This window comes from Streptomyces sp. NPDC001941, from assembly GCF_040296945.1.
In the GTDB taxonomy this organism is placed as follows: domain Bacteria; phylum Actinomycetota; class Actinomycetes; order Streptomycetales; family Streptomycetaceae; genus Streptomyces.
On the sequence record NZ_JBEOYE010000041.1, the window covers coordinates 32,589 to 57,062 of the forward strand.

A 24,474-nucleotide genomic window follows, 5' to 3' on the forward strand; every position below is an offset into this window, starting at 1 on the left:
GTGCGGCAGGGTCAGTTGGCCGCGCAGAGCGTGTAGACGCCCAGGGGGCGCTCCATGGAGTCCTCGTTCGCGACGTACACGGCCCAGTTGTTGCCGTTGGCGTCCGGAATGGACGTGCGCTCGTAGGTCTTGGTCACACCGGCCAGGTTCCCGATGTGCGCGGCGATCGGGCGCCGCCCGGCAGGGCACGCCGGAGCAGGAATGGTCTGGACCGAGTTGGCCGCGACAGGGACCCTCGGGCCGTCGACACGGATCAGGTCCACGGGACCGGCAGGCCCCCGGGCACCGGCCGCTCCGGCCGCGCCTGCGTCACCCTTGTCGCCCTTGGCTCCGGCAGCGCCGGGAGCTCCCGCATCGCCCTTGTCACCCTTGTCGCCCTTGGGCCCCGCAGTGCCCGCGGTGCCCACAGCACCGGCCGAACCCGCGTCGCCCTTGTCACCCTTGTCGCCCTTCGCTCCCGCAGCGCCGGCCGGACCGGCCGGGCCCGCAGGGCCACGGGTACCGTCATCCCCCTTCTCGCCCTGCGGGCCGGGAGGCCCGCCCGGCGCTCCCGCAGGACCGGCCGGGCCCGGGTCGCCCTTGAACATCTGCCGGTACTTCGTGGGGTTCGCCTTGAAGGCGGCTTCCAGGTACTTCTTGAAGTTCTTGTCGAGGCACTCCTCGCAGTCGAACGGCGTGGGCCCGGGGCCCTGGACGCCGGCTGCTTCGAGCGCGCCCGCCCCGGAGACCGGCGGCAGGGGCGCGGAGAGCTGCTGAGCGGAGGCGGGGCCCGCCAGCACGATCACGGATGCGACGGCCGCAGCGGCGACCAGGCTGCTTCTCACGTTCATATGACGCATTGTCAGCACGTCAGTACATAACACCGTCCACCACACACCGGCCCGCCGCGAAAACCAGGCGACCGGGCTAACCGCGTCGCGCTGCCTGGCGACGTGGCTCGGCCCGCGTCATGCCGCCCGGTTCGCACCCCCGGAAAATGAGAGGACCCGTCGTGACGCGGCATGGGACAGTCACGGCATGACCGGCACCGTGCGACGTCCCCTCGGCGGGTCGGCCCCGATCGACGATGCGGCACGGACGGTCGCGCGACCCTTCTACGCGTACGCCGTGCTCGCCAACTCGCTCTTCCAGCGCGGCGTGTTCGTCCTCTTCCTCTATCAACGGGGCTTCTCCGTCGGGCAAGTGGCCCTGCTGCAGACACTGCTCTACCTGGTGAGCGGACTCGCGGAGTTGCCGACGGGAGTCATCGCCGACCGCATCGGCAGGCGCGCCAGCATCGTGATCGGTCAGGTACTGGTGGCCGGATGTCTGCTCGGCCAGGCAGCGTTCTCCGACTACTGGATGTTCCTGGCGCTGTTCATCGGGCAGGGCATAGGGATGGCCTGCGTGTCCGGCTCGGACACCGCCCTGCTGTACGACTTGCTCGTGCGGCGTGGCGCGACGGCTGGTTACGTCCGGATCAGGTCCCGTTTCACCATGCTCGGGACGGTCACCTCGGGAGCCGCCATCGTGCTCGGCGGCCAGCTCCAGCAGCTCTCCTGGGGAGCCGTGTACGCCGGTTCGGCGGCGTGCCTCGTCCTGGCCGTGGTGGTGCTGGTGTCACGGGTGCCCGAGATCCGTGGCGCGGACGCGGTGGACGAGCGGGACGGGGCCGAGGGGCAGGGTGACGCCACGGCGTGGCGTGCGGTGCTCCGGGTCGCCACGCCCGCGCTGCTCACGCTCGTCGTGGTGTCCGGGCTGATGCACGCGACGTTGACCCCGTACATCATCTTCACGCAGAAGACCCTCTCCGATCAGGGAGCGGGCACCGCGTGGGTCAGTGTGGCCATCGCCGGGGGATTCCTCGTCGGCGGGCTCATACCGCTGCTTTCGGACCGCGCGGACCGGCACATCGGCTACCGGGTGATCGTCCCGGTGTCCCTCCTGGCGCTGGCCGTGGCCCTCGGCCTCAGCGGCCTCGGGCTCGCCTGGGTCACGGTCGCCGCGTTCCTGGCCCTGGTCGGGGTTCCGGAGGTCACTGCCGTGCTCGTGGACAACGTGTTCAACGAGGCCGTGCCGTCGCGCCACCGGGCGAGCCTGCTCTCGATGATCGCGTTCGTGGAGTCGGCGCTCATCGGCATCGGCTACCTCGTCCTAGGCGCGCTCATGGACGGACTGGGCTCCGGCACGGGCATGGCCACCTACGCGGCGGTCCCGCTGCTGGCCTGCATCCTGTGGCTCCCAGTGCTCTTCCGGGGCGCGCGGGTGGCCACTCAGGTCGAGAAGCGCGCCGACCAGAAGGCACCCTGAGACGGGACCTCCCGGGCACACACCCAGCCCGGCGGCAAGGCGTTCGCCCGCCCTCAGCCAGTGCCAGGTGGATCCCGGTCCGGCACCAGTTCCCCGAGCCTCTCGGCCACGGCGGCCCGGCCGGGGTCGATCCCGTCGCGGAGTCGTTCCCGTACCGTACGAGCGGTCGCGGCGTCGCCGCACACGGCGGTCAGGAACGTGTCGAGGACCGTCTCGTCCAGGCGCGCCTCCCAGACCCAGCGGTGCAGCCAGGCCAGGGTGGCCGCCACCTCTTCCGCGCGCAGCGCCTGGCAGGCGGCCCGCATGACCGCCGCTTGTGCCTCGACGCGACCGTACGGGCGGCACAGGCGCAGCCAGAACTCCGTCGTCACCGGCTCCGGATCCTGCAGTGGGCCCCAGTCGGGGTCGAAGTGGACGAGCGCGACGGCTTCCGCGTACGGGTGCCCGCTTTCCGCCAGTGCCAGGAGCATCTCCGCGGCGTCGGCCGGACGGACCACGGTACGCAGCGCGTCGGCCGCCCTGCGGGCGATCCCGGGGCAGGCGTCCTCCATCGCCGGGTCGAACACCGCCAGGCGTTCGTGGAGCGGCCGGTCGCCGCCCATCCAGCCGGTCAGCCAGTGCCGGTCCCAGTACTCCGTCCACGGCACCGACTCGTCGGCGGTCCAGTCGTCCCGCTGGGCGAGCAGTTCGGGCAGCGGCCGCCGGCGTCCGAGCCCGGTCAGCAGGTGCTCGGCCCACTGCCGGGGGTGGCCCGGAACGGCGTCCACGAGCAGGGCCGTGCCCAGCTGGCTGACGTCCGCCGCGCTGCGGCAGCGCAGGAAGTCCTCCAGGAACACCTGGCCGGTGCCGTCCGTCCGGAAGGCGTCGTGCGGTGTGCTCCAGAGCCAGACCAGCAGGTGCAGGGCCTCCAGCGGGGCGAGGGCGGTCGCCGCCGGGAGCAGGAGGTCCTGGCAGCGGTCGGACGGGTCCGCGTCCCAGCGCCGGCGCACCGCCTCCCGTACCTCCTGGTGCGAGCGGGGGGCGGCGAGCGCCGCGTCCAGCTGCTTGTTCAGCTTGCGGACGGTCGTCAGGCTGACGTCGAGCTTCTGCTGGGCCCGGCTGCGGTCCGCACGCAACTGTCGTCTTTCCGTGCGCAGTTGCTCCGCTCGTGCCGTGGCGGCGGCCAGGTCCCTCTCGCAGGCGTCCAGCCGGGCCTGGAGGTCTTCGGCGCGGCGTCGGACCTCGGCGTGGTCGCGGCGCCGCGTCTCCTCCTCGTACCGCCGCTCCGGGTGCCGCTGGGCGACGAGCGCGAGCAGGAGTCCGTCGGCCCGTTCCCGGACCTCTCGCTCCACCGGGCCGCCGGGGCCCTGGTCCGCCGTGTCGATCAGCCGGTGCAGGAACTCGGTCTGCGGCACCTGGTGGAGGTTGATGAGCCTGGAGAGCTGGGTGGGGTTGAGGCCACTGCGTCGGGCGTAGCTCTGCTGGGTCAGCCCAGTGCCCCGCAGCAGGTCCTTGAGCAGGGCCTTCAGCGCGGGTGCCGGGTCGGTGTCGGCGGTCATGCGGCCATTGTCCAGGGAGAGTTGCCACCTGGTGGCAACTCTTGCGCGCTAGCGACAGCGAGGCGCCCGGCCTCAGCATCGATCAAGGGGGCTCCGCCGTGACGGACCTCGGCGGAGCCCTGGCCGGAGGGGGCGGCCGGCGTTCCGGCCCGCCCCCTCGCCACAACCGAAGCGAGGACGCATGACACCGAAGGAAGACGCATGACATCGAAGAGCGTGAAGCGCGAACAGGCCGTCCCCTACCTCGAGCTGCGGATCGGGAGCCTCCACCTGGTGCTGAGGCGCCGCCCCGCCCGACTGCTGGCCGTGCTGTCCCTGGTGCTCCTCACCGGTGGCGGCTGGGCGCTGGGCCGGGGCATCGTCCCACCCCTGTGACCGCGACCCGGCCACAGGGGCCCACCGTCGGCGCGGCAGCATGGGGCGCATGCACCTGCCCCACGAAGTACCGCTGTTGCGCGCGAACGACGCGCTGGTCCTGCGGCCCTGGCGGCTCGACGACCTCCCGCTCGTGGAGGAGGCCGCGGGCGACCCGTACATCCCGCTGATCACCACCGTCCCCTCCGCCTATTCGTACGACGAGGGCGTGGCCTTCGTGCGGCGGCAGTGGGAGCGGACGACCGGCGGGACCGGCTACCCCTTCGTCATCGCCCGGGCCGACGACGACCGCGCCCTGGGGACCATCGGCCTGTGGGTGGGTGAGGTGGCGCAGGGGCGCGCCACTCTGGGCTACTGGGTGGCGGAGTCGGCGCGCGGGCACGGGGCCGCCTCTGCGGCGCTGCGGGCGGTGAGCGCCTGGGCCGCCGACGACTTGCGCATTCCCCGCCTCCAGCTCTTCGTCGAGCCGTGGAACACGGCGTCCTGCCGCACGGCGGAAGAGGCCGGGTTCGTGCGCGAAGGGCTGCTACGCAGCTGGCAGTTGGTGGGTACGGAGCGGCGCGACATGTACGTGTACGGGCGGGTGGGCGCCGCCGGGCCCGGCTGACGCCGGGCCACCCGTGTCGGCGCGGGGCGCCCGCACGCGTCTCGTCGCCCGACGCGCCGCAAACGTACCGCGCACGCGCGGGGTGGATATTCGGCCGACACATGCGGCTCCCACCAAAAGGAACATTCTTGGCCGTGCAGGCCGGAACATGGCATCCGCGCACCCGGGAGCCGGTTGAACATCCGGTTGACAAGACGGCAACCCCGGACAAACCCGTCGAGCACCGCCCGGCCAGTCTGGCTGATCCTCGACGGTGATCCATTGACTCGCCCATGTGTGCGATCTACGTTCCTGGGGTGCCCGACGCCGCCGTCACGGACTGCGGACGCACACAACAGCAAACGGCAACGACCTCCGGGTCCGCGGCAGCAGCGAGTCTCCGACGACCGAGCGCTCCCCCCACCCTGCGCTCCCCTCGCCACCGCACCCCATCCCCGCGGGTCCCCCTCCCTTTTTCTCCTCTCCCCCCATCTCCCCTCTTCTCCCATCAGTCTTCAAGCTGCCAGCGATTTCTTCCTGCGAGCGCGAAGGGGTGTGCACGTGACCACGGACCGGAGCATCGACTGGTCCCGCTGCGTCGTCGTAGTGGTGAGTCCCGATTCCTTTCTGCGCGGCGTCGGCCGCCGCGTCGTCGACGAAGTACTGAGTTGCGGATGCGAACAACTCGCCTCGCGTGTAGTCCAGCCCGGGAGCCTGCTCCTGGACACCATCTACGACGACCTGGCGCAGCGCCGCATCCACTTCGGCACCTACCGGTATCGCGCCATCGACACGCTGTACTCCCTGGGTCCTTCCCTGGCCCTGTTGTTGCGCGGTATGCCGCAGATCCACGGCCACTTCACCGCGCTCAAGGGGTCCGGGGCGCTGGAGCGGGCCTCCCCCGACTCCCTGCGGCTGCGGCTCGGCGCGGTGAACACGATCCTCGGGCTGCTGCACGCCTCCGACAGTCCCGAGGAGGCCGAGCTGGACTGGCGTACGTTCTTCGTGCGCGACCGGAACAACCACGGCCCGACCGACCTTCCGGACCACCCCGACGCGCTGTCCTCCCCCGGCGCGCGGGCCCTGGCCGCGCTCCTGGACCGGCCCGAGGGAGCGCGGGAGACGCGCGGCTTCCCCGAGGTGCGCGAGCAGCTGCGGCGCGCGCTCGTGGCCCACCTGTGGGAACTCCTGCCGCGCCCCGAGGCGGACGTCCTCGCGAGCGAACTGCTGGAGCCGCGGGAGCTGTCCGTGCTGCCCGACGCGCCGCTCGGCGACGACTTCCTCGCCCGCGTGGCTCACGGCCTGGACGGACACGCTGACCTGCTGCTGCGACGCGCCCTGACGTCCTCCTTCACCCCCGACCAACCGCCCCTGGACACCGAGCGGTTGTGGCGCGCGCTCGACGGCGCCGGCATCTCCGTCGACCCGTGGGCCCGCGCCGTGCTCACCACCTCGCAGCACTTCCCGCCACTGCGCCGGACGCCGTCCGTGCCCGTCGCCTCCCGCGCACCCGGCATCGTCGCGGAGCCGGTGCCCCATGCCTGACGCCGTGGCCGCGCAGCGGCTCACCAGCAGCGGCGAGCAGGTGCCTCCCGGCTTCCCGGACTGGGCGCGCCAGGAGCGCCTGCGCGTGCGCGCCACGCTGCTCGCCGAGCGGCCCGCCCCCTACCCGTGCCACTTCGGGACGATCGGCGAGACGGGCGGCGCCAACCACTACACGTACTGGGACCTGCACGGCGAGCAGGGGCGGGAGGCGGACGCCGTCGCGGCGGACCTCCGCGCCTTCGTCGAGCACCAGCGCGAGCGGCCCGCCGAGCGGCTGTCCCTGCTGCTGCTCGTCGGACCGCCGGAGCCCGGCCGGGACTTCGTCTGGTACCGGTCCCGGTTCTGGGACGTGCTGTCCGCGCTGCACTCCCGCGACCCCGGTCCGCGCCCCGAGGGCGTGCCCTCCGACCCCGACGACCCGCTGTGGGAGTTCGCCTTCGCCGGCGAACCGCTCTTCGCCTTCGGGACCTGCCCGGCGTACGGCCCCCGGCGCAGCCGGGCGCTCGGTGAGTCGCTGGTGATCGGCGTGCAGTGCCGGAGCGTCTTCCGGACCATCAGCGGGGCCACGGACGCCGGTCGCGCGGCCAAGCGGCGCATCCGCCGCAGCCTCGCGGAGTACGAGGACGTGCCCCTGCTCTCCGACGCGGGGGACGGCCTCGGCTCCACCACGCACAAGTGGAAGCAGTACTTCCCCGACGTGGACGGCGCACCTCTCCACGGCACCTGCCCCGTGCACCGGGAGGGCGCGTGACACCCGCGACACCGGCGACGGCCGGTACGACGACTTCCGTGCAGCACGCCGACCCGGACCGCGCCACCCATCTGCTCGTCGACGAGGCCCTCCCCGCCGACTGGCCCGACCGGACCTTCCTGACGTCCCCGGCCTGGCTGGCCATGATGGGCGACCGGCCGCCCGGCCGGGGCCTGTTCTTCCGCCTGACGCGCGGCGGGCGCACCCTCGCCGCGACGACCGGGTACCTCGTCGAGGACCCCGACTGCTACGAGTCGTTCAACCCCCACGACCTGCTCTGGCGCGACCCGCCGGTCTTCCCCGACCAGCCGCCGCCCACCGGGCCGGCGCCGGAGCGCACCGCGTCCTTCCCCTGCCTGGTGCTCGTCCAGCCCGGATACGACTGCGCCGTCCTCACCGAAGGGCCACCGGACACCGCCGCACACCGGGTGCGCGAACTCCTCGACGCCGTCACCGACTGGGCGCGGCGGGCCGGTGCGGTGCGCGCGGCCGTGCTGTACGCCTCCGGTGCCGCCCTCACCCGGGCACTGGACGACGCCCCCGCGTGGCACCGGCACCCCGGCACCGTACGGTCGGTGCTGGACCTCCCGGAGGGCGTGTCGGGCGCGGACGGCTTCGACGCGTACGTGGCGGGGCTGACCAAGACCAGTCGCCAGAAGGTGCGTTGGGACCTGCGGGACCTGTCCCGGGCCGGGGTCCGCACTGCCCTGGCCGACGCCGCCGCACCCGGGGACCACGAGGTCGCACTGCGCATGAACCTCATCGGCAAGTACGGCGGCTACAGCCACCGCGACGTGGAGCGCGCTCGGCTGGACCGGCTGCTGGCCCTCTACCCGCCGGACCGGTTCCGGCTCTTCCACTGCACCTCGGCCCGCGGCGACGTCGTCGGCTTCAGCCTCTTCCTCACCCACCACGACCAGTGGCACGTCTTCTGGTGCGGGTTCGACTACGCCGATCCCGCCTCCCGCGGGACGTACTTCGACGCCATGTTCTACGCGCCCGTCCGCGCCGCCCTCGCCGAGGGGGTGCGCAGCATCGACTACGGCCTGGGCTACGAGCGGAGCAAGAAGTGGCGCGGCTGCCACGGGGCGCGGCGCGACCTGTGGACCACCGACCTGACCGATTCCGCCCCCGGACCGCGACGCGAGCCACCCACCCGACGGGAGCCCGGGGGCAGGGCCCCGCACCCCGACTCCCCCTCCGACCAGCACCGGCTGGAGCACGGCTGACTGGAGACCGCACGTGACAGTGACCCGACCGCACCACACCGACGGGCCGACCGCCCCCGTCGCCGATCCCCGCCAGAGCGCCCTGATCGACGAACTCTTCGCCACCGGATACGACTTCGTCACCGGCGTCCCCGACTCCTTCCTCTCCGGCTTCCTGACCGCCCTGGCCGCCCACGAGCGCGCCGCCGAGTGCTACCTGCCCGGCACCCGCGAGGACAACTGCGTGGGCATGGCCGCAGGCGCGTACCTCGCGGGCGCCTCACCACTGGTCTTCATGAAGAGCGCCGGCCTGGGCACCTGCGTCGACGCGCTCACCAGCCTGGCCATCGTCTATCGCGTCCCGCTGGTGCTGCTGGTCTCCTGGGCCGGGCACGACGGCCGGGACGTGCCCCACCACAACGTCATCGGCGAGCCCGCCCCCGCCGTGCTGCGCGCCCTGGGCATCCCGTCGCTGCGCTGCCGCTTCGGCGACTTCCAGGGCATCGCGGCACAGCTGCGCGGGGCCCGGGAACAGGCGGCCCTGGTGGGCGGCCCCGTGGCCGTGCTGTGCGCACCGGAAGGAGAGTGACACCGTGCTCGACCGCGACGAGACGCTCACCGCCGTCGCCCGCGCCGCCGACGGGGCGGGTGCGGCCCTCTTCGTCGGCAACGGGCTCAACCCCCGTGCCCTGTACGCCAGGGCGGACCGCGACGAGAACTTCTACATGATGGGCAGCATGGGCCTGGCCCTGCCGCTCGCCCTGGGGTTCGCACGCCGCTCGGGCCTGCCCGCCTTCGCCGTCGAGGGCGACGGGAACGCCCTGATGGGCCTGTCCGCACTCCCCCTGGCCCCGCTCGCGCGCGGCACGCTGGTGCACGTCGTCCTGGACAACGGGGAGTACGAGAGCACCGGCGGCCAGCCCTCGCCCGCGCCGTCCTTCGACTTCCCCGCGGCCGCCCGCGCCGCCCGCTACGCCACCGCCGTGTCGGTGTCCGCGCCCGACGAACTGCAAGCGGCCCTCAGCGCGGCCGCCGGGGCGCGGCGACCTGCCTTCGTGCACGTGCGCACCGCGCCCGACACCGGGCCGAAACCACCCCGGGTGCCCTACCACCCGGCCGAGATCACCACCCGGTTCACCGCCCGCTTCCGTACCGGCCGGGCCTGACGAGACGGAGTGTGTCCATGAACGACCTGCGCATCGGCGTGGGGGTGCACAGCCCCATCACCGCGCTGCTCGCCGAGGAAGCCGGTGCCGACGTGCTGTGGCTCGGCAGCCTGGAGATGTCCACCAGTCGCGGCGTGCCGGACCGGGAGGTGCTCGAACCGCACGAGATCGCCGACCTCATCCGCTCCGTGCGGGCGGTCACCTCGCTGCCGATCTACGTGGACGCCGACACCGGCCGGGGCAGTGACGAACTGGCCGTGCTGGCGACGAAGTTGTTCGAGGAGGCGGGTGCCGACGCAATCTGCGTGGAGGACAACCTCTACCCCAAGCGCAACTCGCTGGACGACCGCTTCGGCGGCCGGGAACTGCTCGACCCCGAGGCGTTCGCGGGCCGGATCTCGGCGATGGTGGCGGCCAGGCGCTCCCTCAAGGTGATCGCCAGGACCGAGGCCCTGGTGGCGGGGATGGGCGCGGGCGAGGCCGTGGACCGGCTGCGGCGGTACGCGGACGCGGGCGCCGACGCGCTGTTCGCGCAGGCCAACCGGGCCAGCGCCGACCAGTTGCTGACGGTGGTGGAGCAGGCGGCGAAGCTGCGCCCGCTCGTCCTCGCGCCCACCGCCCTGCCGGGGACCGGGGCGGAGGCCTTCGCCGAGCACGGGCCGGTGACGGTGATCTTCGCGAACGTGGTGATGCGCAGCCTGGTGGAGCAGACGTCCCGGGTGCTGCGCGAGGTGGTGGCGACCCGCCGCCTGGACTCGGTGTCCCACCAACTGTCTCCCGTGGAGCGGCTGTTCGAGCTGTCGGAGCGTTCGGGCGCGGGCGGCGAGGAGGCCCGTACCGGGTCGGGCGCGGCAGTCGAGGACCCGGCGCGGGCGGAGTCCGGGCTCGACGCGCGGGAGCGTGCCCGGGTGGCGATGGCCGAGGCCGCCTTCGACTACTGCGCGGGCGGCGCGGGCGACGAGTCGGGGCTGCGGCGCAACGTGGAGCGCCTCGACGCGCTCACCGCGACGCCCCGGGTGCTGCGCGACGTGTCGCGGCGCTCCACCGGTGTCGAGGTGCTGGGCCGCCGGCTCGCCGCACCGCTGCTCGTGACGCCGATGGGGTTGCAGGCGCTGTGCCACCCGGACGCGGAGGCGGCCACGGCGGGTGCGGCGGACTCCCTCGGGCTCGGCTTCACGCTGTCGATGTTCGGCTCGCGCCCGGTGGAGGAGGTGGCCCGCTGCGCGCCCGGCCTGTGGCAGCAGCTGTACCTGCTGCGGGAGCGCTCGGTGAGCTGGTCGGTGCTGCGCCGGGCCGAGGAGGCCGGGGCGGGCGCGATCGTGTGCACGGTGGACGTGCCGGTGGTCGGGCGGCGCGACCGGGACGCGCGCAACGGCTTCCGCAGGTTCGACGCCGCGCCGCCCGCGCTGGTGCGCGACCCGTGCTTCCTCGACCTGCTGGAGCACCGCAGGCGGGACACGCCGTCGCTGACCGCGGCCGGACTGGTGTCGCAGTTGTTCCCCGACCCCTCGGTGTCCTGGGCGGACCTGGCGGCCCTGCGCTCGCGGACCCGGCTGCCGCTGGTCGTCAAGGGCGTGCTGCACCCCCATGACGCGGTGCGGGCCGTCGACGCGGGGGCGGACGCCGTGCAGGTCTCCACGCACGGGGGCCGACAGTCCGACCGGCACCTGGCGGCGGTGGACGCGCTGCCGGGCGTGGTGGACGCGGTGGGCGACCAGGTGCCGGTGCTCTTCGACTCGGGGGTGCGCAGCGGGGCGCACGTCGCCACGGTCCTCGGCCTGGGCGCGCGCGCCGTCCTGGTGGGCCGCCCCGTGCTGTGGGGCCTGGCGTCGGGCGGCCGGGAAGGCGCCGCGCGGGCCCTGGAGACCATCGTGACCGGCCTCGACCACTCCATGGCCCTGCTCGGCGCGCCCTCGGTCGCCGACCTGGGCCGGGAACCGCAGCGCACGAAGGAGCTGACGTGACTCCGCCGACCGGATCGACCACCACGACCCAAGGACCTGGCGTGACTCCACCGACCACATCGAGCACCACGGCCCAAGGAGCTGACGTGACGTCGTCGACCGCATCGAGCACCACGGCCCACCGGCACTGGGACGAGGTCTGGAAGAGCGAGGAGGGCCGCAGGGACTGGTCCGCGGTGGATCCGTGGGTGGCCGGCACGGTCGGGCTGCTGCGGCGGCGCGGGGTACGCGACGTGCTGGACCTGGCCTGCGGGGTGGGGCGGCACGCGGTGTTCCTGGCCGGTGAGGGCTTCGACTCCTGGGCGGTGGACGCCAGCGACACCGCGGTGCGCGAGACCGTGGCGGCGGCCGGGCGGGCCGGCGTGCGGGTCGAGCCGAGCGTGGGCCCGATGACGCGACTGCCGTACGAGGACGCTTCGTTCGACTACGTCCTGGCGTACAACGCGATCTACCACGGGGACCGGGACGCGGTGCGGGCGACCGTGCGGGAGATCCACCGGGTGCTGCGTCCCGGGGGCCTGTACCAGCTGACGATGCTCTCGCGGCGCAACGCCGGCTGCGGTCGGGGCGAGGAGGTCTCCCCCGGCACGTTCGTCCAGCCGGGGGCGGCCGACGACAAGGTGCACCCGCACTTCTACTGCGACGCGGCGGAGCTGGTCGCCCTGAACGAGCCCGCACAGCTGCTGCGGGCCCACGACGAGGAGCACGCCTCCCCCGGGTCGTACCACTGGCACTGCCTGTTCGAGGCTCCCGGGGAGGCAGGGGGCACCGGATGACGGACGGTCGGCGGTCCGCGCTGGTCGAGCGGCTGACCCGGCCCGCCCAGCTGCGGCCGTTCCGGGGGCGCGACTTCCGGCTGCTGTGGTCGGGGTTCGCGGTGTCGCTGCTGGGCGACGGCATGATGTTCGTCGCGCTGCCGTGGCTGGTGCTGTCGCTGAGCGACACCACGGCGGCCCTGGCGGGCATCGGCATCGCGATGGCGCTCGCCGCGCTCCCGGCCGCACTGCTCGCCGGTACGTGGGTGAACCGCTACGGCGCCCGTCCGGTGATGCTGGCCGGCGACCTGCTGCGGGCGGTGGTGCTCGCGGTGGTCGGGTTCCTGGGCGTGACGGACCGGCTGGAGACGTGGCACCTGTACGCGGGCCTCGCGGTGTTCGCCGCGGCCGAGGCCGCGTTCGTGCCCGCCTTCAACACCATGGTGCAGTCGCTGGTGCCGGCCGAGGACCTGGTCGGGGCGAACTCCGCCGACCAGGTCGTACGGCCCCTGATGTGGCGCCTGATCGGCCCGGCCGCGGGCGGCGCGCTGGTCGCCCGCTCGGGCGCGGACTGGGTGTTCCTGGCGGACGCGCTGACGTTCGTGGTGTCGTTCGTGTTCCTGCTGAGGGTGGGCGCCGAGCGGCGCAGCCCGGGGCAGGAGGCACCGGCCGGGCTGCTGGCCGAGAGCGTGGACGGGTTCCGGTACGTGTGGCGGCACAAGTGGCTGCTGTACGCGTTCGCCGCCGGGGCAGTGACCGTGGTGTGCGTGATGGGCCCGTGGAACGTCCTGGTCCCCTACCTGCTGCACGAGGACGGCGAGCACGGCGCGCAGACGTACGGCCTGGTCCTGGCCGTCGGCGGTGTCGGCCAGATCGCCGGGGCGCTGCTGGTGGGCGGCCGGTCGCTGGACCGGCGCACCCTGGTGTGGCTGTACCTGGCCTGGGGCGCGATGGCGGGCGGCCTGGCCGGGTTCGTCTTCGACGCGTCGCTGGCACCCGCCCTGATCGGCAGCTTCGTCATCAACGCGGCGCTGGCGGTGTCGGCGGTGCTGTGGGGCGCGCTGCTGCAGAGCGCGGTCCCGCGGACGTACGTGGCCCGGATGTTCGGCATCGACTGGGCGCTCTCCCAGGTTCTGGTCCCCCTCTCGTACGCGCTGACCGGCGCGTTCGCCTCGATGACCTCCACCGACTCGACCCTTCTCGCCGCCGCCGTGGGCGGGCTGGTCTGCGTACCGGCCGTGCTCGTCCTGCGGCAGGCGCGGCACGTCCCGGAGATGAGGAACCCGTGAGCGACGACCAGCTCCGCGCAGGTGGCGGCACCGCCGCCCTGCTCGACCGCTTCGACTGGCCCGAGGGGAGCGGCGTCCTGCTCGCCGGGTCCACGGCCGAGGGCGTGGCGATGCCCGGCTCCAACGTGAACGTGCTGGTGCTGGACGCGCCGGTGGACTGGAGCCCGGACCCGGGCTCGCTGCTGCGGCCCATGGGCCTGGCGCGCAACCACCTGTGCGGCGAGGACCCCGTGGTCAACATGGATGTGCTGCGCTCCGGTCCGCTGCACGACCTGGCCGCGCTCGCCGCGGGCATGGCGCGGGTGGCCGACCCCTCGGTGCCCGACCTCGAACTGCCCGTCCTGGACGTCCTGGAGATCCGCTTCCTGGCCCGGCTGCGCGGCGGCACGGTGGTGCGGGGCGGGCCCGTCGTGGAGCGGTGGCGGGCCCGGGCCGAGGTCCGCTGGCTGCCCGTCTTCCACTGCGCGACCACCTTCCTGACCGCCGGGCACTACCGGGCCAAGGCGGAGACCGCGCTGGCCGCCGGGCTCGACCTGGACGCGTCGGTGCTCTACCGGCTGGCGGCGGAGCACCTGCTGGTCAGCGCCCTGGCGGCGCACGGGCGGGTGCTGCACGAGGTGAAGAACCTGGGGCGCAACGTCGGCGCGGTCCTGGCCCAGGGGGGCGGTCCGGAGACGCTGTTCGCGTCGGCGGGCGGCCTGCTCACCCCCGCCGACGGGCCCGGGCCGGCGCTGTTCGCCCACTACGACGCCCACGCCGCGGCCCTGCTGAGCGCCCTCCCCCACACCCCTCACGGCCCCGCCGCCGTCGCCTACCTGGCGGGGCAGGGCATCGAGATCCCCCACGAGGAGGCGGCATGACCACCACCGTACGGGCCCCCGAACTGCCCACCGCCGTGCGCGACGTCGTCGACGGCCTGGCCGCGCTGCCCGGGGTGCGCTCGGTGCGCATCGCGGGCTCGCGCGCCCGGGGCAGGCCCACCGGGCCCGACAGCGACTGGGACGTCCTGGTGTACGCGGACGGGGTGCCGCCCCGTGCGCAGTTGCGGCGGCTGGCCGGGGCGGGGCCGGGTGACCCGTTCGACGTGGAGACCGCCAACGGCGGGCACCCCTTCGAGGAGACGGAGTTCAGCGTCCCGGCCTCGCCGCGCATCGACGTGTGCCTGCGCCCCCTCGCGCACCTCACCCAGGAACGAGCCCGGGCCGCCCGGGGCGCGTTCGCCCTGTACGCGTACCCCAAGACGGCCGGGGGCGTCCCCTCGTACCTCCTGCTCGCCGAGGCGGCCCTGTCGGCGCCCGTGGCCGGTGACGTCGAGGCGCCCGGCTGCCCCGGGGTGCTCGTGGACGCCGCGGTCCCGTGGTGGCGCGGCCGGGCCTCGTGCGCGCTGCTGCTGGCGCTGGACCACCTGCGGGCGGGCGAGCGCGTCGGCGCGCTGGAACACGTCCTCGCCGCGGCGGCGTCCGTCGCGCACGCCCGGCTCATCGGGCGGGGCGACTGGTACCCGATCACCAAGCGGTTCCTGGACGAGGCCGCGGCCCTGCCGCCACCGGCCCGCGAGCGGCTGGCCGGGCTCAGCCCGGCGGGGCTCACGGAGGCCGAGGTGCGCGGGCTCGCCGGCGACCTGGGCGTCGAGGTGGAGGACGGCCTCGACTGGCTGGCCCGGGGCGAGCACCTCGGGCCGGGAGGGGCGGGCGGCGGCTGATCCGGGAGGAGGACCCGGCCGACCGGGCGCCCGCGCACGGCAGTGCAGTACGGAAGTACCGACAGAAAGGCGTGCACCATGTCCGACGTACGGCTCTACGACTGCGACACGCACTTCACCGACCACCTCCCCGGGCTCTGGTCCGCGATCGGCTTCCCGGCCGACGAGACCCCCGAGGTGGTGACCGCGCAGGGGACGACGCGGCTGCGGCTCGGCGGCCGGCTCTTCCCCCGGCCGGACGGTCCCGGCCACGGCAACCCCAAGGGCCTGGGCCATCTGATCGGCCCCGGCGAGGACGACGACCGGGCCGCCTTCATGGCCAAGCACGACATCGCGGCGGCCGTGCTCCAGCCCGGGTTCGTCGGGCTCTCCGTCCAGGCCGTCGCCGACGCGGGCGCCAGGCGGCGGCTGTTCGACGGCTACAACGAACTGGCCGCACGCTCCTGCGCCGCCTCGCCGCTCGCCCTGAAGTGGGCGTTCCTGGCGTCCGTGGAGGACCCGGAGCACAGCGAGGAAGCGCTGCGCCGGTACGCGCAGGACGAGAACCTGGTCGCGGTCGTGGTCCGCCCCACCGGCCGCACCCCTTCCGTACGGCTGCGCTCCCCGGCCGTCACGCCGCTCCTGGAGACCACCGCGCGCCTGCGACTGCCCCTGATGGTGCACGGGGGCACCGGCTGCTACCAGTGGTCGCCACTGGCCGAGGCGTACGAGGACTACGCGATGACCCACGCCTTCGGGCACATGGGCGAGCACATGGTCGCCTTGGCCGACCTGGTCACCCGGCCCGACGGGCTGCCCGACGGACTCGGCGTGGTCATGCTGGAGTCCGGAATCACCTGGATCCCCAGCGTGCTGGGGCGGCTCGCCTCCCATACGCGCCGGCTCGGCGACGGCGCCGAGAGCCCCCTGGAGGTCTTCCACCGGCACTTCGCCGTCGTGCCCGACCCCGACGAGGAACACGTGGAGTGGGCCGTGGAGCAACTGGGCGCGCACTCGGTGCTGTTCGGCTCGGACTACCCGCACTGGGACACCGTCGAGGCGGGCGGCTGGCTCGAACGCTTCTCCCCCTTGTGCCCGCCGGACCAACTCGCCGCCAACACCGACCGGTTCGTCCCCGCGCTGAGGGGGGCGACGGCATGAGCGCGCCCCGCGACCGGCACCCCGCCGAGACCGCCGCGCACGCGACCGGGCGGCCCGTGCGCATCCTCGTCGTGGGCTGCGGCGACCTGTCCACCCGCGTCCTGCACGGCCTGACGGCCACCGGCCAGGCCCGGCACCTGGGGCTCCTCGGGCGCGACGCGGAGGCGGTCGTGCGCACGGCGAACATGGTCTCGCTCGCCGCCACCCAACTGGGCCGCTCCTGCCCCGTCGACCCGTTCGTGCGGGACCTCGACGACATCGCCGGGACGGCCGAGGCCATCAGCGCCTTCGCGCCCGACGTCATCTTCACGGCGGCCAGCCGCCAGTCCTGGTACGTCATCTCGGAGCTGCCCACCGAGCACTACGCCCGGGTCAGCGCCGCCCACTTCGGCCCGTGGCTGCCCATGCACCTGGACCCGGTGCTGAAGCTGATGCGGGCGGTACGGGCGTCGGGCACCGACGCGGTCGTGGTCAACGCGGCCTACCCGGACGCGGTGCACCCGGCGCTCGCCGGGGCGGGCCTGAGCCCGGACCTGGGCATCGGGAACGTCGCCAACTCGGTGCCCGCGCTGCGCACCATCGCGGCCCGGGAACTGGGCTGCGCTCCGCAGGAGGTCCAGCCCCGCTTCGTGGCCCACCACTTCGTGGGCCACCGGCTCTCGCGCGCCGGGGACAGCGGCGGAGCCGCGTACGACCTGTCCTTCTGGCGGGACGAGGAGGACGTCACCGGGCGGCTGGACACCGACGAGGTGTTCCGGGCCATGCGCACCGACTACCGGCGCATCGGCGGTCGCGAGGGCCAGCTGATGACGGCGGCGTCGGCGCTCGGCGTGCTGGAGTCCCTGGCGACCGGCGCGGACGTGACCGCGCACGTGCCGGGCTGGCACGGGCTGCCCGGCGGCTACCCGGTGCGCATGACCGCCGGGGGCAGCCGCCTCGACCTGCCGCCGGGGCTGAGCGAGCGTGCGGCGGTGGAGATCAACCGGGACGGCCAGCGCCACGACGGCATCGCCGCGATCGCGGACGACGGCCTGGTGGAGTTCACCGACGAGTCCGTGCAGATCATGCGCGACGAACTGGGCTACACCTGCAAGGAGTTGGCGCTCGCCGACGTGGAGGAGGCGGCCACCGAGCTGACCGCGCGGTACGCCGCGTGCGTGAGCCGGTGACCGGCCGCCCGCGCGAGGTCCTGGTCCTCGACCACATCGGCTACGGCTACTACCGGGACACCGACGGCCGCGCCTTCCTGCCCGCCCCGGACAACCGCGTCCGCCTGGTGACCGACCTGCGCAAGCTGGATCAGGCCCGGGGCGACGAACTGGCGGCGGTGGTCGGCATCCCGCGGGGCGACGAGGACCTGCTGGAGTCGGCGGCGCTGTTCCACCACACGGCGTCCGGCCACCCGGTGGACCGCGTGGTCGCGATCAGCGAGGGGCTGCTGCTCAGCGCCGCCAGGCTGCGCGACAAGCTGGGCGTGCCCGGGCCCACCGAGGCGCAGGTCCTCGGCTACCGCGACAAGGTCACGATGAAGGAGCGGCTGCGGGAGTTCGGCGTACGCGTACCGGAGTTCGCGCCGTTCACCGTGGAAGCGGCCGAGCGGCTGCTCGCCCGGCACGGCCGGGTGGTGGCCAAACCGCGGCGCGGCGAGAGCTCGGCGGGCATCGCCTTCCTCGACAGCGCCGAGGACGTCCGCCGGTTCGCCGCCCACAGCGGGGCGGGACCGGAGGCGTACGAGGTCGAGGAGCGGATCGAGGGCACCCTCTTCCACATCGACAGCGTAGTGCGCGACGGCGTGCCGCTCGCGGCGACGGCCGGCCGCAGCGTGGAGGAGACGACCTCCTACCGCCACCTGGGCCCGTTCCGCGACGTCGGGGTGGGACCCGGCGGCACGCTGGACCGACTGCTGGCCTTCAACCGCGAAGTCCTTTCCTGCTACCCGGACTTCAGCGGCGTGACGCACCACGAGGTGTTCCTCAACGACGACGAGGTGTGCTTCTGCGAGCTGGGTGGCCGGCCGGGCGGCGGCGGCATCATCCCCGGCTTCCGCTCGCGCACCGGCGTCAACCTGGACGAGGTGGCCGTCCTGGCCCACCTGGGCGACGACATCCCCGCCCCCGGCGCGCCCGCGGAGCACCTGACCGGCTACGCCCTGGTGTACGCGGCTCCGGGCCGCCTCGCGGCCGACCCGACGCCCCCGGCTGCGGACTGGATCCTCGACGTCCAGACGCGGTTCCGGGTCGGCGACCTGATGCCCGAGCCGGCCGGCTGGAACCAGGCCGCCGTGACGGTGACCGTGCGCGGTACGACGGAGGAGGAAGTGACGGCCCGGCTCGACGAGGTCATCGGACAGGCGCTGGAGCGCCTCGGAACGCCCACGGACGAAGGGACGGGGGAGCAGTGACGGACACCGAGCGGCTGGCGCTCGACCTGGCGCGGCGGGCGGCGGCCGAGATCCGCGACACCGCCCGCGGCGCCTACCGGGTCAGCGAGAAGAGCGGCCCCGGGGACCTGCTGACCGAGGCGGACCTCAGGGCGGAGATGGCCATCAGGGACCTGCTGCGCGAGGCGAGGCCGGGGGACGCGGTGCTGGCCGAGGAGTCCGGGTTCCGTCCGGGGAGCACCGGGGTCACCTGGATCGTGGACCCGCTGGACGGCACGGCGAACTTCGTGCGGGACTCGCCGCACTACGCGGTGAGCGTCGCCGCGCAGAGCGGGGAGCGCTGCCTGGCGGCGGCGATCGTGCGCCCGGCGGACGACCAGTGGATGGCGCTGCGGGAGGGCGCGGTGGAGGACCACTGCGCGCCACCACCGCCCGCCGCCGGGCCGCCCCGCGTCGCGGTGGCGCTGCCGTACGGGGAGGAGGAGCTGGAGGAGGCGCGGACGATGCTGGGCCTGGCCGGGGAGCGGTACGCGATCCAGCGCACCGGGTCGGCAGCCTGCGACCTGCTGCGGGTGGCCTCGGGCACGCTGGACGCGCACGTGGCGGTGGCGCTGCCGTGGTGGGACACGGCGGCGGGCCACGCACTGGTCCGGGCGGGCGGCGGTACGGTGGCGCGGCTGCGGTCACCGCGCGGCACCCGGGTCGACGTCTCCGGACGCCCCGGCGCCGTACGGGAGTTGGCGGCGCTGCTCGCGCACGGCGCCCGGGTGAGGGAGGCGGCGTGAGCGCCCGTGGGGGCGTGAGCGCCCGTGGGTGAGCGTCCCGTCCTGCTCCTGGTGCTGAGCCGGCGGCACCGCTTCACCCGGCACGTCCAGGAGCGTCCGGACATCGAGACCGTACTGCTGCGGCCCGAGGGGTCGACCGTCGAGGCGCCGCCCGGCGGGCACGTCTTCACCCTGCCCGCCGGGCAGCCCCCTCGGGCGCAGGCGGCGCGCCTGCGGTCCTGGCTGGACGAACGGGCCCTGCCCCGCCCGAACCGGTTCTGCAACCCGGACGAGTCGGCACAGGCCCCGGCGCACGCCTTCGCCGCGGCGGCGGGGCTGCCGCACCTCAGCCCCGGTCAGGTGCGCGCGGCGACGGACAAGCTGGCGATGAAGGAACTGTTCGCGGCGGCAGGGCTTCCCGCCGCGCGTCACCGCCGGATCACGACGGCGGCGCAGGCCGGGGACTTCGCGCGGGAGACCGGCGGGCCGGTGGTGGTGAAACCGGCCGTGTCGGGGTCGTCGAGGGACGTCTGGAAGGTGGACGGCGGCGACTTGTCCGCACTGGACCACGCGCTGCGCGACGGGGCGGACCGCGCGTGGCTCGCGGAGGAGTACGTCCCCGGCACCGAGCACCAGCTGTGCGCGCTGGTGCACGAGCACGAGGTCCTTGACGCGTACGTCGCGGTGAACCCGGCCCCCGTCCTCGACGCGCAGCGGGGTGCCATGAACGCCGACATCACGCTGGCGCCCTCGGAGCGGGCACCGGTGGAGGCGCGCGCGGTGGCGCAGGGCCTGGTGAAGGCCCTCGGCCTCGAACACGGCTATCTGCACGCGGAGTTCTTCGTCAGACCCGACGGGTCGTTCGTCATGGGCGAGGTGGCCGCGCGCATCGGCGGCGCCGAACTACCCACGAGCCACGGGCTGTCGCGCGGGTTCGACATGCTGGCGGCGACGGCGGACGTCTACACGGGACGACGCCCCGAACTGACGTACACCCGCGACGGTTCGGCCGGTCACCTGCTGCTGCCGGTCCGCCCCGGCCGGGTCCGCGCGGTGTCGGCACCGGACGAACTGACGCGCCTACCGGGGGTGGTGTCCGCCGAGGTCACCGCCCGCCCCGGCGACGTCCTCGCCCGCCCGCTCACCTCCAGCGCCTCCACCGGAGTGGTGCACGTCGAGGGCCCGGACTCGTCCGTCGTACGGGAGCGCATGGAGGAGGTCCTGTCGCGATTCCGCCTGGAGGTGACGGCGGAGGCCGCCTAGGATCGCGGATTCGTGCTCCGATCACTGCCCGCGTCCCGCACGTACCACTGCCCGTGTCCCGTTCATCAAGTTCCAGATACTTCCGACAACCCAGACCGACCGAACAACCGAACCACGAAGGGCCCGTCATGGTCGCCAGCGTCGTCGTCCTCTCCGACATCCACGGTGTGCTCCCGGCACTGGAGGCGGTGCTGGCGGAGCCCGAAGTGCGCGACGCCGAGCTGATCGTGGTGACCGGCGACCACGCGGCCGGGCCCCAGCCGGTGGAGGTCCTGGACCGGCTGCGCGCGCTCGGCGACCGGGCGGTACTGGTACGCGGCAACGCGGACCGCGAGCTCGCCGCGATCGCCCGCGGCGAGGGCCCGCCCGAGGACGAGGCCTGGGCGATCGACCTGTGGGCGGCGGCGCGGCTGCGCCCGCAGGACGTCGACCTGCTGGCCTCGCTCCCCCACCCGGTGACCCTGGACGTGGACGGCTTCGGCACGGTCGTCTTCTGCCACGGCACCCCGCGCGACGACGACGAGGTGGTCCTGGTCGACACCCGTCTGGAGCGCTGGGAGGAAGTGTTCGCCGACCTCCCCGACGAGGTGCGCACGGTGGTGTGCGGGCACACCCACATGCCCTTCGTACGCCTGGTCGACGAGCGCCTGGTGATCAACTCGGGCAGCCTCGGCATGCCGTACGGCCGCGCCGGCGCGTCCTGGGCGGTGCTGCGCGAGGGGCAGGTCCAACTGCGCCACACCCCGTTCGACCTGGACGACGCGGTGGAGCGGGTAGTGAAGGACTCGGGCTTCGACGGCTGCCGCGACTGGGCGGAGCACTACATCAGGGCGGTGACGACGGACGCGGAGGCGGTGCGGACGTTCGGGCCGCGGGACGGGCGGTAGGGGCGTCTATTGGCGGGTGGCGTGCCAGTCGCTACGGAGTGTGATGGATTGATCGCTCCTGACGAGGCTCGGCGCGGGCCGGGGTAGGTGGACGCGTCACAGGGTGATGCGGCGGTGTCCTCCTTCGGCTCCGCGCTGCTCTCTTCTGGCGCTGCCCCGGGCCAGCGGTGGGGGTCGAGGGTGAGGGGACACCCCTCCCGTACCGGCCATGCCTGCCGGTACGGGGCCGTCGTACGAAAGCCGGAGAGAAGCTGTGCCCCATTCCCATCCGTTCCTGAGGACCCGTGCCCTGCGCGGCGCGCTCGTCGCCCCGCTCGCCGCCCTCTCGCTCACCGCCGTGGCCGTCAGCCCCGCGCTCGCCGCCGGAGACGAGCCGCGACCGGACAGCCCTGCCGCCGCGCCTTCGGAGCCGGCCCCTGCCGACCCGCCGCCCGCGGCCGGTGGTGAGACACCCACGCCACCCAGCAACTCTGCTCCGGGCGTCCGGCCGGACAGTGACGAAGTCACTCCGCTGGAGATCACCGAGGTCATCGTCAATCACAAGCGGGACGGCAGCGTGAACGTGCTGATAGCCGGGACCGGCCAGCCCGGTGCGACTATCGTCTCCGGGCCAGAGCGCAAGACCTTGCTCCCCGTCCCGAGCAACGGCACCTTCACGAACATCGGGACCTGGGTCGACCTCAGCGAGGACGAGGAACTGCTCTTCGCCCAGAACATCGGAACCACCAAGACCGAGCTGAAGCCGGTGCCCACGCAGAACATCAAGCTGCGGGCGCCCTCTTTCTACAACCTCAAGGAAGGCGCCACCGTACCCACCGATCACAGGTTTCAGGGCACCTCTGGCGAGAGCACCATCGTCGAGGTGACGTTCAACGGCGAGGATCCGCGCAGCCTCCCGGTCGGACGCAGCGGCTCATGGTCGACGACCCGCGAAGGACAGGAGCCAGGACCGCTCGTCATCAAGGCCACCAACACCCTCGAACTCAACGGCCAGACCCTGCGCGCCGAGAGCGTAGAGCGACGGGTCACGGTCGAGGGCGCCGAGGAGCCGACCGGCACGCTCAAGGCCGAGGACCTGGCCGAGTCGGTCACCTCCGACTTCGACGGGGACGACAAGGCCGACCTGGTCGCCCGCAACGACGCCGACGGCAAGCTGTACCAGTTCAAGGGCAAGGGCGACGGCACCTTCGAGCAGGGCAGCGTCCTGTACGACACCTGGGAGTACGACCACACCGCCGCCGGCGACTTCAACGGCGACGGCAAAGCCGACATCGTCGCCACCGACGGCACCAAGGCCTGGCTCTGGCGCGGCAACGGCGACGGCACCTTCACCAAGGACACCAAAGCCCTCACCAACTGGCCCGCGCACCTGCAGCAGGTCAGCGGCGGCGACTTCGACAACGACGGCATCGCCGACATCGCCGCCGTCAACACCAACGAGAACAAGGCCTACCTCTGGCGCGGCATCAAGGGCGACTCCGGGAACCCCTTCGCCCCGCCGCAGTACCTCACCAACTGGGGCAACTTCACCCAGGCCACCGCAGGCGACGCCGACGGCGACGGCACCAGCGACATCATGGCCCTCGACCCCAAGGGCGTACTCAAGGTCTGGATCTCCAACGGCGACGTGACCAACAACCCCTTCAAGGCCCCCGTCACCGTCATGCCGTTCGGCCAGCACCAGCACCTGACCCTCGGCGACCACGACGGCGACGGCAAGGCCGACGTCCTCGCCGTCGACACCGAGGCCGGCGAGATCAAGACCTACCAGTCCAACGGCACCCCCGGTACGAGCATGCTCACCACCCCCAAGACCGTCGAACTCACCATCCCCGCACCCGAGGATGCGCAGGAGTAGTCCGCGACGCAGCCCGCAGTGCCACGCACCCTGTCGCCCCCGTCCTCGTGGGACGGGGGCGACAGGGCGAAGCCACGGCTCAGCCGGCCGCCTTCTGGCACAACACGATGGGCTTGGCCTTCGTACGGTTCCCCTGAGCGTGCGCGTACCAGCCGGTCGCGTCCGCCGTGGGGCCGGTGGAGACGAACAGCGAACTGCTGCCGACGCCGTCGGTGACCTCGTAACTGCCGCCCACCACCAGGTCCCCCGGCTTGCAGTGGGCTTCGGTCACGGCCTTCCCGCGCGAGGACGCCTCGGGCCCGGTCACCGTGTACTGGCCGTTCGCGTCATCGGCGGTCGCCGGTACCGCCATCCCGAGCACGCCACCCACGGCGGCGATCAGGGCGAGGCTCGCAGTCGTCCTCTTCATCCGTACGTCCCTTCACTTGGTGGATCCCGCGGTAGAGGATCCGTCTGCCGTGGTGACTTCCCGCCGCCACGACCGACGCCCTCACCGAACACCGACCGTGACCCCATCGGGTGCCGCCGCCCGGCGGGCGCACAACCGGCGCACGACCGGCGGATCCGTGCCGCGCGGCACTCGCCGCGTACGGCCGTCAGCCGCAGCCGTAACGCAGGAAGTACCAGGTGACCGGCCCCACGATGCCGTCGACGCTCACGTTCTCACCGCAGGCGCTGTTGTACTTGAGGCTGTTCTGGAAGGCGATCACGGCGGCGCGGGTCTTGGATCCGAACTGACCGTCCACGTCAGCAGCCTTGAGACGTCCGTAGCTGACCAGGCCGCACTGGGCCTGGATGACCCGGTTCCCGGAATCGCCGTACGCGGTCAGGGCCTCCCCCGTGTAGTAGATGCGGTTGCACTTGTAGACCGTCGCGGCGTCGGCGGGTGCCGCCGTCAGGGTGAGCGCGCCGAGGGCGAGCGCACTGGCCGTCAGAGCGCCGGCCAGGGGCCTGAGCCGGAATGACGTACGCATGGATGTGTTCCCTTCGCGGTGGGGGCGGGCGGGGCGGTGT

The 24,474-nt window shown here is 73.6% G+C and carries 24 protein-coding genes; 20 read left to right on the plus strand and 4 right to left on the minus strand.

Features of this window, described 5'->3' with window-relative positions:
• Positions 1 to 11: 11 nt before the first annotated feature.
• Positions 12 to 830, minus strand: a complete 819-nt coding sequence (locus ABT160_RS25475) for a hypothetical protein (protein WP_351650115.1) — start codon at positions 828 to 830, stop codon at positions 12 to 14.
• A gap of 187 nt (positions 831 to 1,017) precedes the next feature.
• On the opposite strand from ABT160_RS25475, the gene ABT160_RS25480 reads away from it, so the two are divergent.
• Complete coding sequence (locus ABT160_RS25480; RefSeq protein WP_351650116.1) at positions 1,018 to 2,289, plus strand: MFS transporter; 1,272 nt, start codon at positions 1,018 to 1,020, stop codon at positions 2,287 to 2,289.
• 53 nt (positions 2,290 to 2,342) lie between these two features.
• Here the strand turns inward: ABT160_RS25480 and ABT160_RS25485 are convergent, their stop codons facing one another.
• The gene (locus tag ABT160_RS25485; RefSeq protein WP_351650117.1) at positions 2,343 to 3,827 is read right to left on the minus strand and encodes a hypothetical protein; all 1,485 of its coding nucleotides are present in this window, start codon (positions 3,825 to 3,827) and stop codon (positions 2,343 to 2,345) included.
• Positions 3,828 to 4,028: 201 nt separating this feature from the next.
• Here ABT160_RS25485 and ABT160_RS25490 point away from each other — a divergent pair, with 201 nt between their 5' ends.
• The 19 genes from ABT160_RS25490 (at position 4,029) to ABT160_RS25580 (ending at position 23,460) form a co-directional block, all read left to right on the plus strand.
• A complete protein-coding gene (locus ABT160_RS25490) occupies positions 4,029 to 4,202 on the plus strand; it encodes a hypothetical protein (RefSeq protein ID WP_351650118.1) in 174 nt (57 codons plus the stop codon).
• 49 nt (positions 4,203 to 4,251) lie between these two features.
• Positions 4,252 to 4,809: a GNAT family N-acetyltransferase gene (locus ABT160_RS25495; RefSeq protein ID WP_351650119.1), complete on the plus strand. Its 558-nt coding sequence runs from the start codon at positions 4,252 to 4,254 to the stop codon at positions 4,807 to 4,809.
• Positions 4,810 to 5,349: 540 nt separating this feature from the next.
• A complete protein-coding gene (locus ABT160_RS25500) occupies positions 5,350 to 6,333 on the plus strand; it encodes a nucleoside-diphosphate kinase (RefSeq protein ID WP_351650120.1) in 984 nt (327 codons plus the stop codon).
• On the plus strand, positions 6,326 to 7,084 hold the full coding sequence (locus ABT160_RS25505) for a YqcI/YcgG family protein (protein WP_351650121.1): 759 nt from the start codon (positions 6,326 to 6,328) through the stop codon (positions 7,082 to 7,084). Before ABT160_RS25500 ends, ABT160_RS25505 begins: the two co-directional genes overlap by 8 nt.
• The gene (locus tag ABT160_RS25510) at positions 7,081 to 8,313 is read left to right on the plus strand and encodes a GNAT family N-acetyltransferase (protein ID WP_351650122.1); all 1,233 of its coding nucleotides are present in this window, start codon (positions 7,081 to 7,083) and stop codon (positions 8,311 to 8,313) included. Before ABT160_RS25505 ends, ABT160_RS25510 begins: the two co-directional genes overlap by 4 nt.
• Positions 8,314 to 8,326: 13 nt before the next feature.
• Complete coding sequence (locus ABT160_RS25515; RefSeq protein ID WP_351650123.1) at positions 8,327 to 8,881, plus strand: thiamine pyrophosphate-binding protein; 555 nt, start codon at positions 8,327 to 8,329, stop codon at positions 8,879 to 8,881.
• A gap of 4 nt (positions 8,882 to 8,885) precedes the next feature.
• The gene (locus ABT160_RS25520) at positions 8,886 to 9,458 is read left to right on the plus strand and encodes a thiamine pyrophosphate-dependent enzyme (protein ID WP_351650124.1); all 573 of its coding nucleotides are present in this window, start codon (positions 8,886 to 8,888) and stop codon (positions 9,456 to 9,458) included.
• Positions 9,459 to 9,475: 17 nt separating this feature from the next.
• Positions 9,476 to 11,422, plus strand: a complete 1,947-nt coding sequence (locus ABT160_RS25525) for an alpha-hydroxy-acid oxidizing protein (protein WP_351650126.1) — start codon at positions 9,476 to 9,478, stop codon at positions 11,420 to 11,422.
• 86 nt (positions 11,423 to 11,508) lie between these two features.
• Positions 11,509 to 12,198 (plus strand): class I SAM-dependent methyltransferase, encoded by a 690-nt coding sequence (locus ABT160_RS25530; RefSeq protein ID WP_351650127.1) that lies wholly within the window; start codon positions 11,509 to 11,511, stop codon positions 12,196 to 12,198.
• Positions 12,195 to 13,466 (plus strand): MFS transporter, encoded by a 1,272-nt coding sequence (locus ABT160_RS25535; protein WP_351650128.1) that lies wholly within the window; start codon positions 12,195 to 12,197, stop codon positions 13,464 to 13,466. Before ABT160_RS25530 ends, ABT160_RS25535 begins: the two co-directional genes overlap by 4 nt.
• Positions 13,463 to 14,326, plus strand: coding sequence for a hypothetical protein (locus ABT160_RS25540; protein ID WP_351650129.1), 864 nt, complete (start codon positions 13,463 to 13,465; stop codon positions 14,324 to 14,326). The genes ABT160_RS25535 and ABT160_RS25540 overlap by 4 nt, the downstream gene beginning before the upstream one ends.
• On the plus strand, positions 14,323 to 15,168 hold the full coding sequence (locus ABT160_RS25545; RefSeq protein WP_351650130.1) for a nucleotidyltransferase family protein: 846 nt from the start codon (positions 14,323 to 14,325) through the stop codon (positions 15,166 to 15,168). The genes ABT160_RS25540 and ABT160_RS25545 overlap by 4 nt, the downstream gene beginning before the upstream one ends.
• A 78-nt stretch (positions 15,169 to 15,246) precedes the next feature.
• Positions 15,247 to 16,308 (plus strand): amidohydrolase family protein, encoded by a 1,062-nt coding sequence (locus tag ABT160_RS25550; protein WP_351650131.1) that lies wholly within the window; start codon positions 15,247 to 15,249, stop codon positions 16,306 to 16,308.
• Positions 16,305 to 17,477 (plus strand): hypothetical protein, encoded by a 1,173-nt coding sequence (locus tag ABT160_RS25555; protein ID WP_351650132.1) that lies wholly within the window; start codon positions 16,305 to 16,307, stop codon positions 17,475 to 17,477. Before ABT160_RS25550 ends, ABT160_RS25555 begins: the two co-directional genes overlap by 4 nt.
• Positions 17,462 to 18,709: an ATP-grasp domain-containing protein gene (locus ABT160_RS25560; protein WP_351650133.1), complete on the plus strand. Its 1,248-nt coding sequence runs from the start codon at positions 17,462 to 17,464 to the stop codon at positions 18,707 to 18,709. Before ABT160_RS25555 ends, ABT160_RS25560 begins: the two co-directional genes overlap by 16 nt.
• The gene (locus tag ABT160_RS25565) at positions 18,706 to 19,473 is read left to right on the plus strand and encodes an inositol monophosphatase family protein (protein WP_351650134.1); all 768 of its coding nucleotides are present in this window, start codon (positions 18,706 to 18,708) and stop codon (positions 19,471 to 19,473) included. The genes ABT160_RS25560 and ABT160_RS25565 overlap by 4 nt, the downstream gene beginning before the upstream one ends.
• 24 nt (positions 19,474 to 19,497) lie before the next feature.
• Complete coding sequence (locus ABT160_RS25570) at positions 19,498 to 20,715, plus strand: ATP-grasp domain-containing protein (protein WP_351650135.1); 1,218 nt, start codon at positions 19,498 to 19,500, stop codon at positions 20,713 to 20,715.
• A gap of 128 nt (positions 20,716 to 20,843) precedes the next feature.
• A complete protein-coding gene (locus ABT160_RS25575) occupies positions 20,844 to 21,602 on the plus strand; it encodes a metallophosphoesterase family protein (protein ID WP_351650136.1) in 759 nt (252 codons plus the stop codon).
• 253 nt (positions 21,603 to 21,855) lie between these two features.
• Positions 21,856 to 23,460 carry an FG-GAP repeat domain-containing protein gene (locus ABT160_RS25580; protein ID WP_351650137.1) on the plus strand — a complete coding sequence of 535 codons (1,605 nt, stop codon included), beginning with the start codon at positions 21,856 to 21,858 and terminating at the stop codon, positions 23,458 to 23,460.
• A 79-nt stretch (positions 23,461 to 23,539) separates the two neighbouring features.
• Here the strand turns inward: ABT160_RS25580 and ABT160_RS25585 are convergent, their stop codons facing one another.
• Entirely contained in the window at positions 23,540 to 23,869 is a 330-nt protein-coding gene (locus ABT160_RS25585) for a hypothetical protein (RefSeq protein ID WP_351650138.1), read from the minus strand.
• Between the two features lie 187 nt (positions 23,870 to 24,056).
• Positions 24,057 to 24,434, minus strand: a complete 378-nt coding sequence (locus tag ABT160_RS25590; RefSeq protein WP_351650139.1) for a peptidoglycan-binding domain-containing protein — start codon at positions 24,432 to 24,434, stop codon at positions 24,057 to 24,059.
• Between the last annotated feature and the right edge of the window lie 40 nt (positions 24,435 to 24,474).

What these genes read in the sequence shown, in the direction of transcription:
- ABT160_RS25585 (WP_351650138.1), bottom strand. Translation starts at nt 23,869, where the DNA reads ATGAAGAGGACGACTGCGAGCCTCGCCCTGATCGCCGCCGTGGGTGGC.
- ABT160_RS25535 (WP_351650128.1), top strand. Translation starts at nt 12,195, where the DNA reads ATGACGGACGGTCGGCGGTCCGCGCTGGTCGAGCGGCTGACCCGGCCC.
- ABT160_RS25575 (WP_351650136.1), top strand. Translation starts at nt 20,844, where the DNA reads ATGGTCGCCAGCGTCGTCGTCCTCTCCGACATCCACGGTGTGCTCCCG.
- ABT160_RS25545 (WP_351650130.1), top strand. Translation starts at nt 14,323, where the DNA reads ATGACCACCACCGTACGGGCCCCCGAACTGCCCACCGCCGTGCGCGAC.
- ABT160_RS25490 (WP_351650118.1), top strand. Translation starts at nt 4,029, where the DNA reads ATGACATCGAAGAGCGTGAAGCGCGAACAGGCCGTCCCCTACCTCGAG.
- ABT160_RS25505 (WP_351650121.1), top strand. Translation starts at nt 6,326, where the DNA reads ATGCCTGACGCCGTGGCCGCGCAGCGGCTCACCAGCAGCGGCGAGCAG.
- ABT160_RS25480 (WP_351650116.1), top strand. Translation starts at nt 1,018, where the DNA reads ATGACCGGCACCGTGCGACGTCCCCTCGGCGGGTCGGCCCCGATCGAC.
- ABT160_RS25525 (WP_351650126.1), top strand. Translation starts at nt 9,476, where the DNA reads ATGAACGACCTGCGCATCGGCGTGGGGGTGCACAGCCCCATCACCGCG.
- ABT160_RS25495 (WP_351650119.1), top strand. Translation starts at nt 4,252, where the DNA reads ATGCACCTGCCCCACGAAGTACCGCTGTTGCGCGCGAACGACGCGCTG.
- ABT160_RS25475 (WP_351650115.1), bottom strand. Translation starts at nt 830, where the DNA reads ATGAACGTGAGAAGCAGCCTGGTCGCCGCTGCGGCCGTCGCATCCGTG.
- ABT160_RS25550 (WP_351650131.1), top strand. Translation starts at nt 15,247, where the DNA reads ATGTCCGACGTACGGCTCTACGACTGCGACACGCACTTCACCGACCAC.
- ABT160_RS25485 (WP_351650117.1), bottom strand. Translation starts at nt 3,827, where the DNA reads ATGACCGCCGACACCGACCCGGCACCCGCGCTGAAGGCCCTGCTCAAG.
- ABT160_RS25590 (WP_351650139.1), bottom strand. Translation starts at nt 24,434, where the DNA reads ATGCGTACGTCATTCCGGCTCAGGCCCCTGGCCGGCGCTCTGACGGCC.
- ABT160_RS25555 (WP_351650132.1), top strand. Translation starts at nt 16,305, where the DNA reads ATGAGCGCGCCCCGCGACCGGCACCCCGCCGAGACCGCCGCGCACGCG.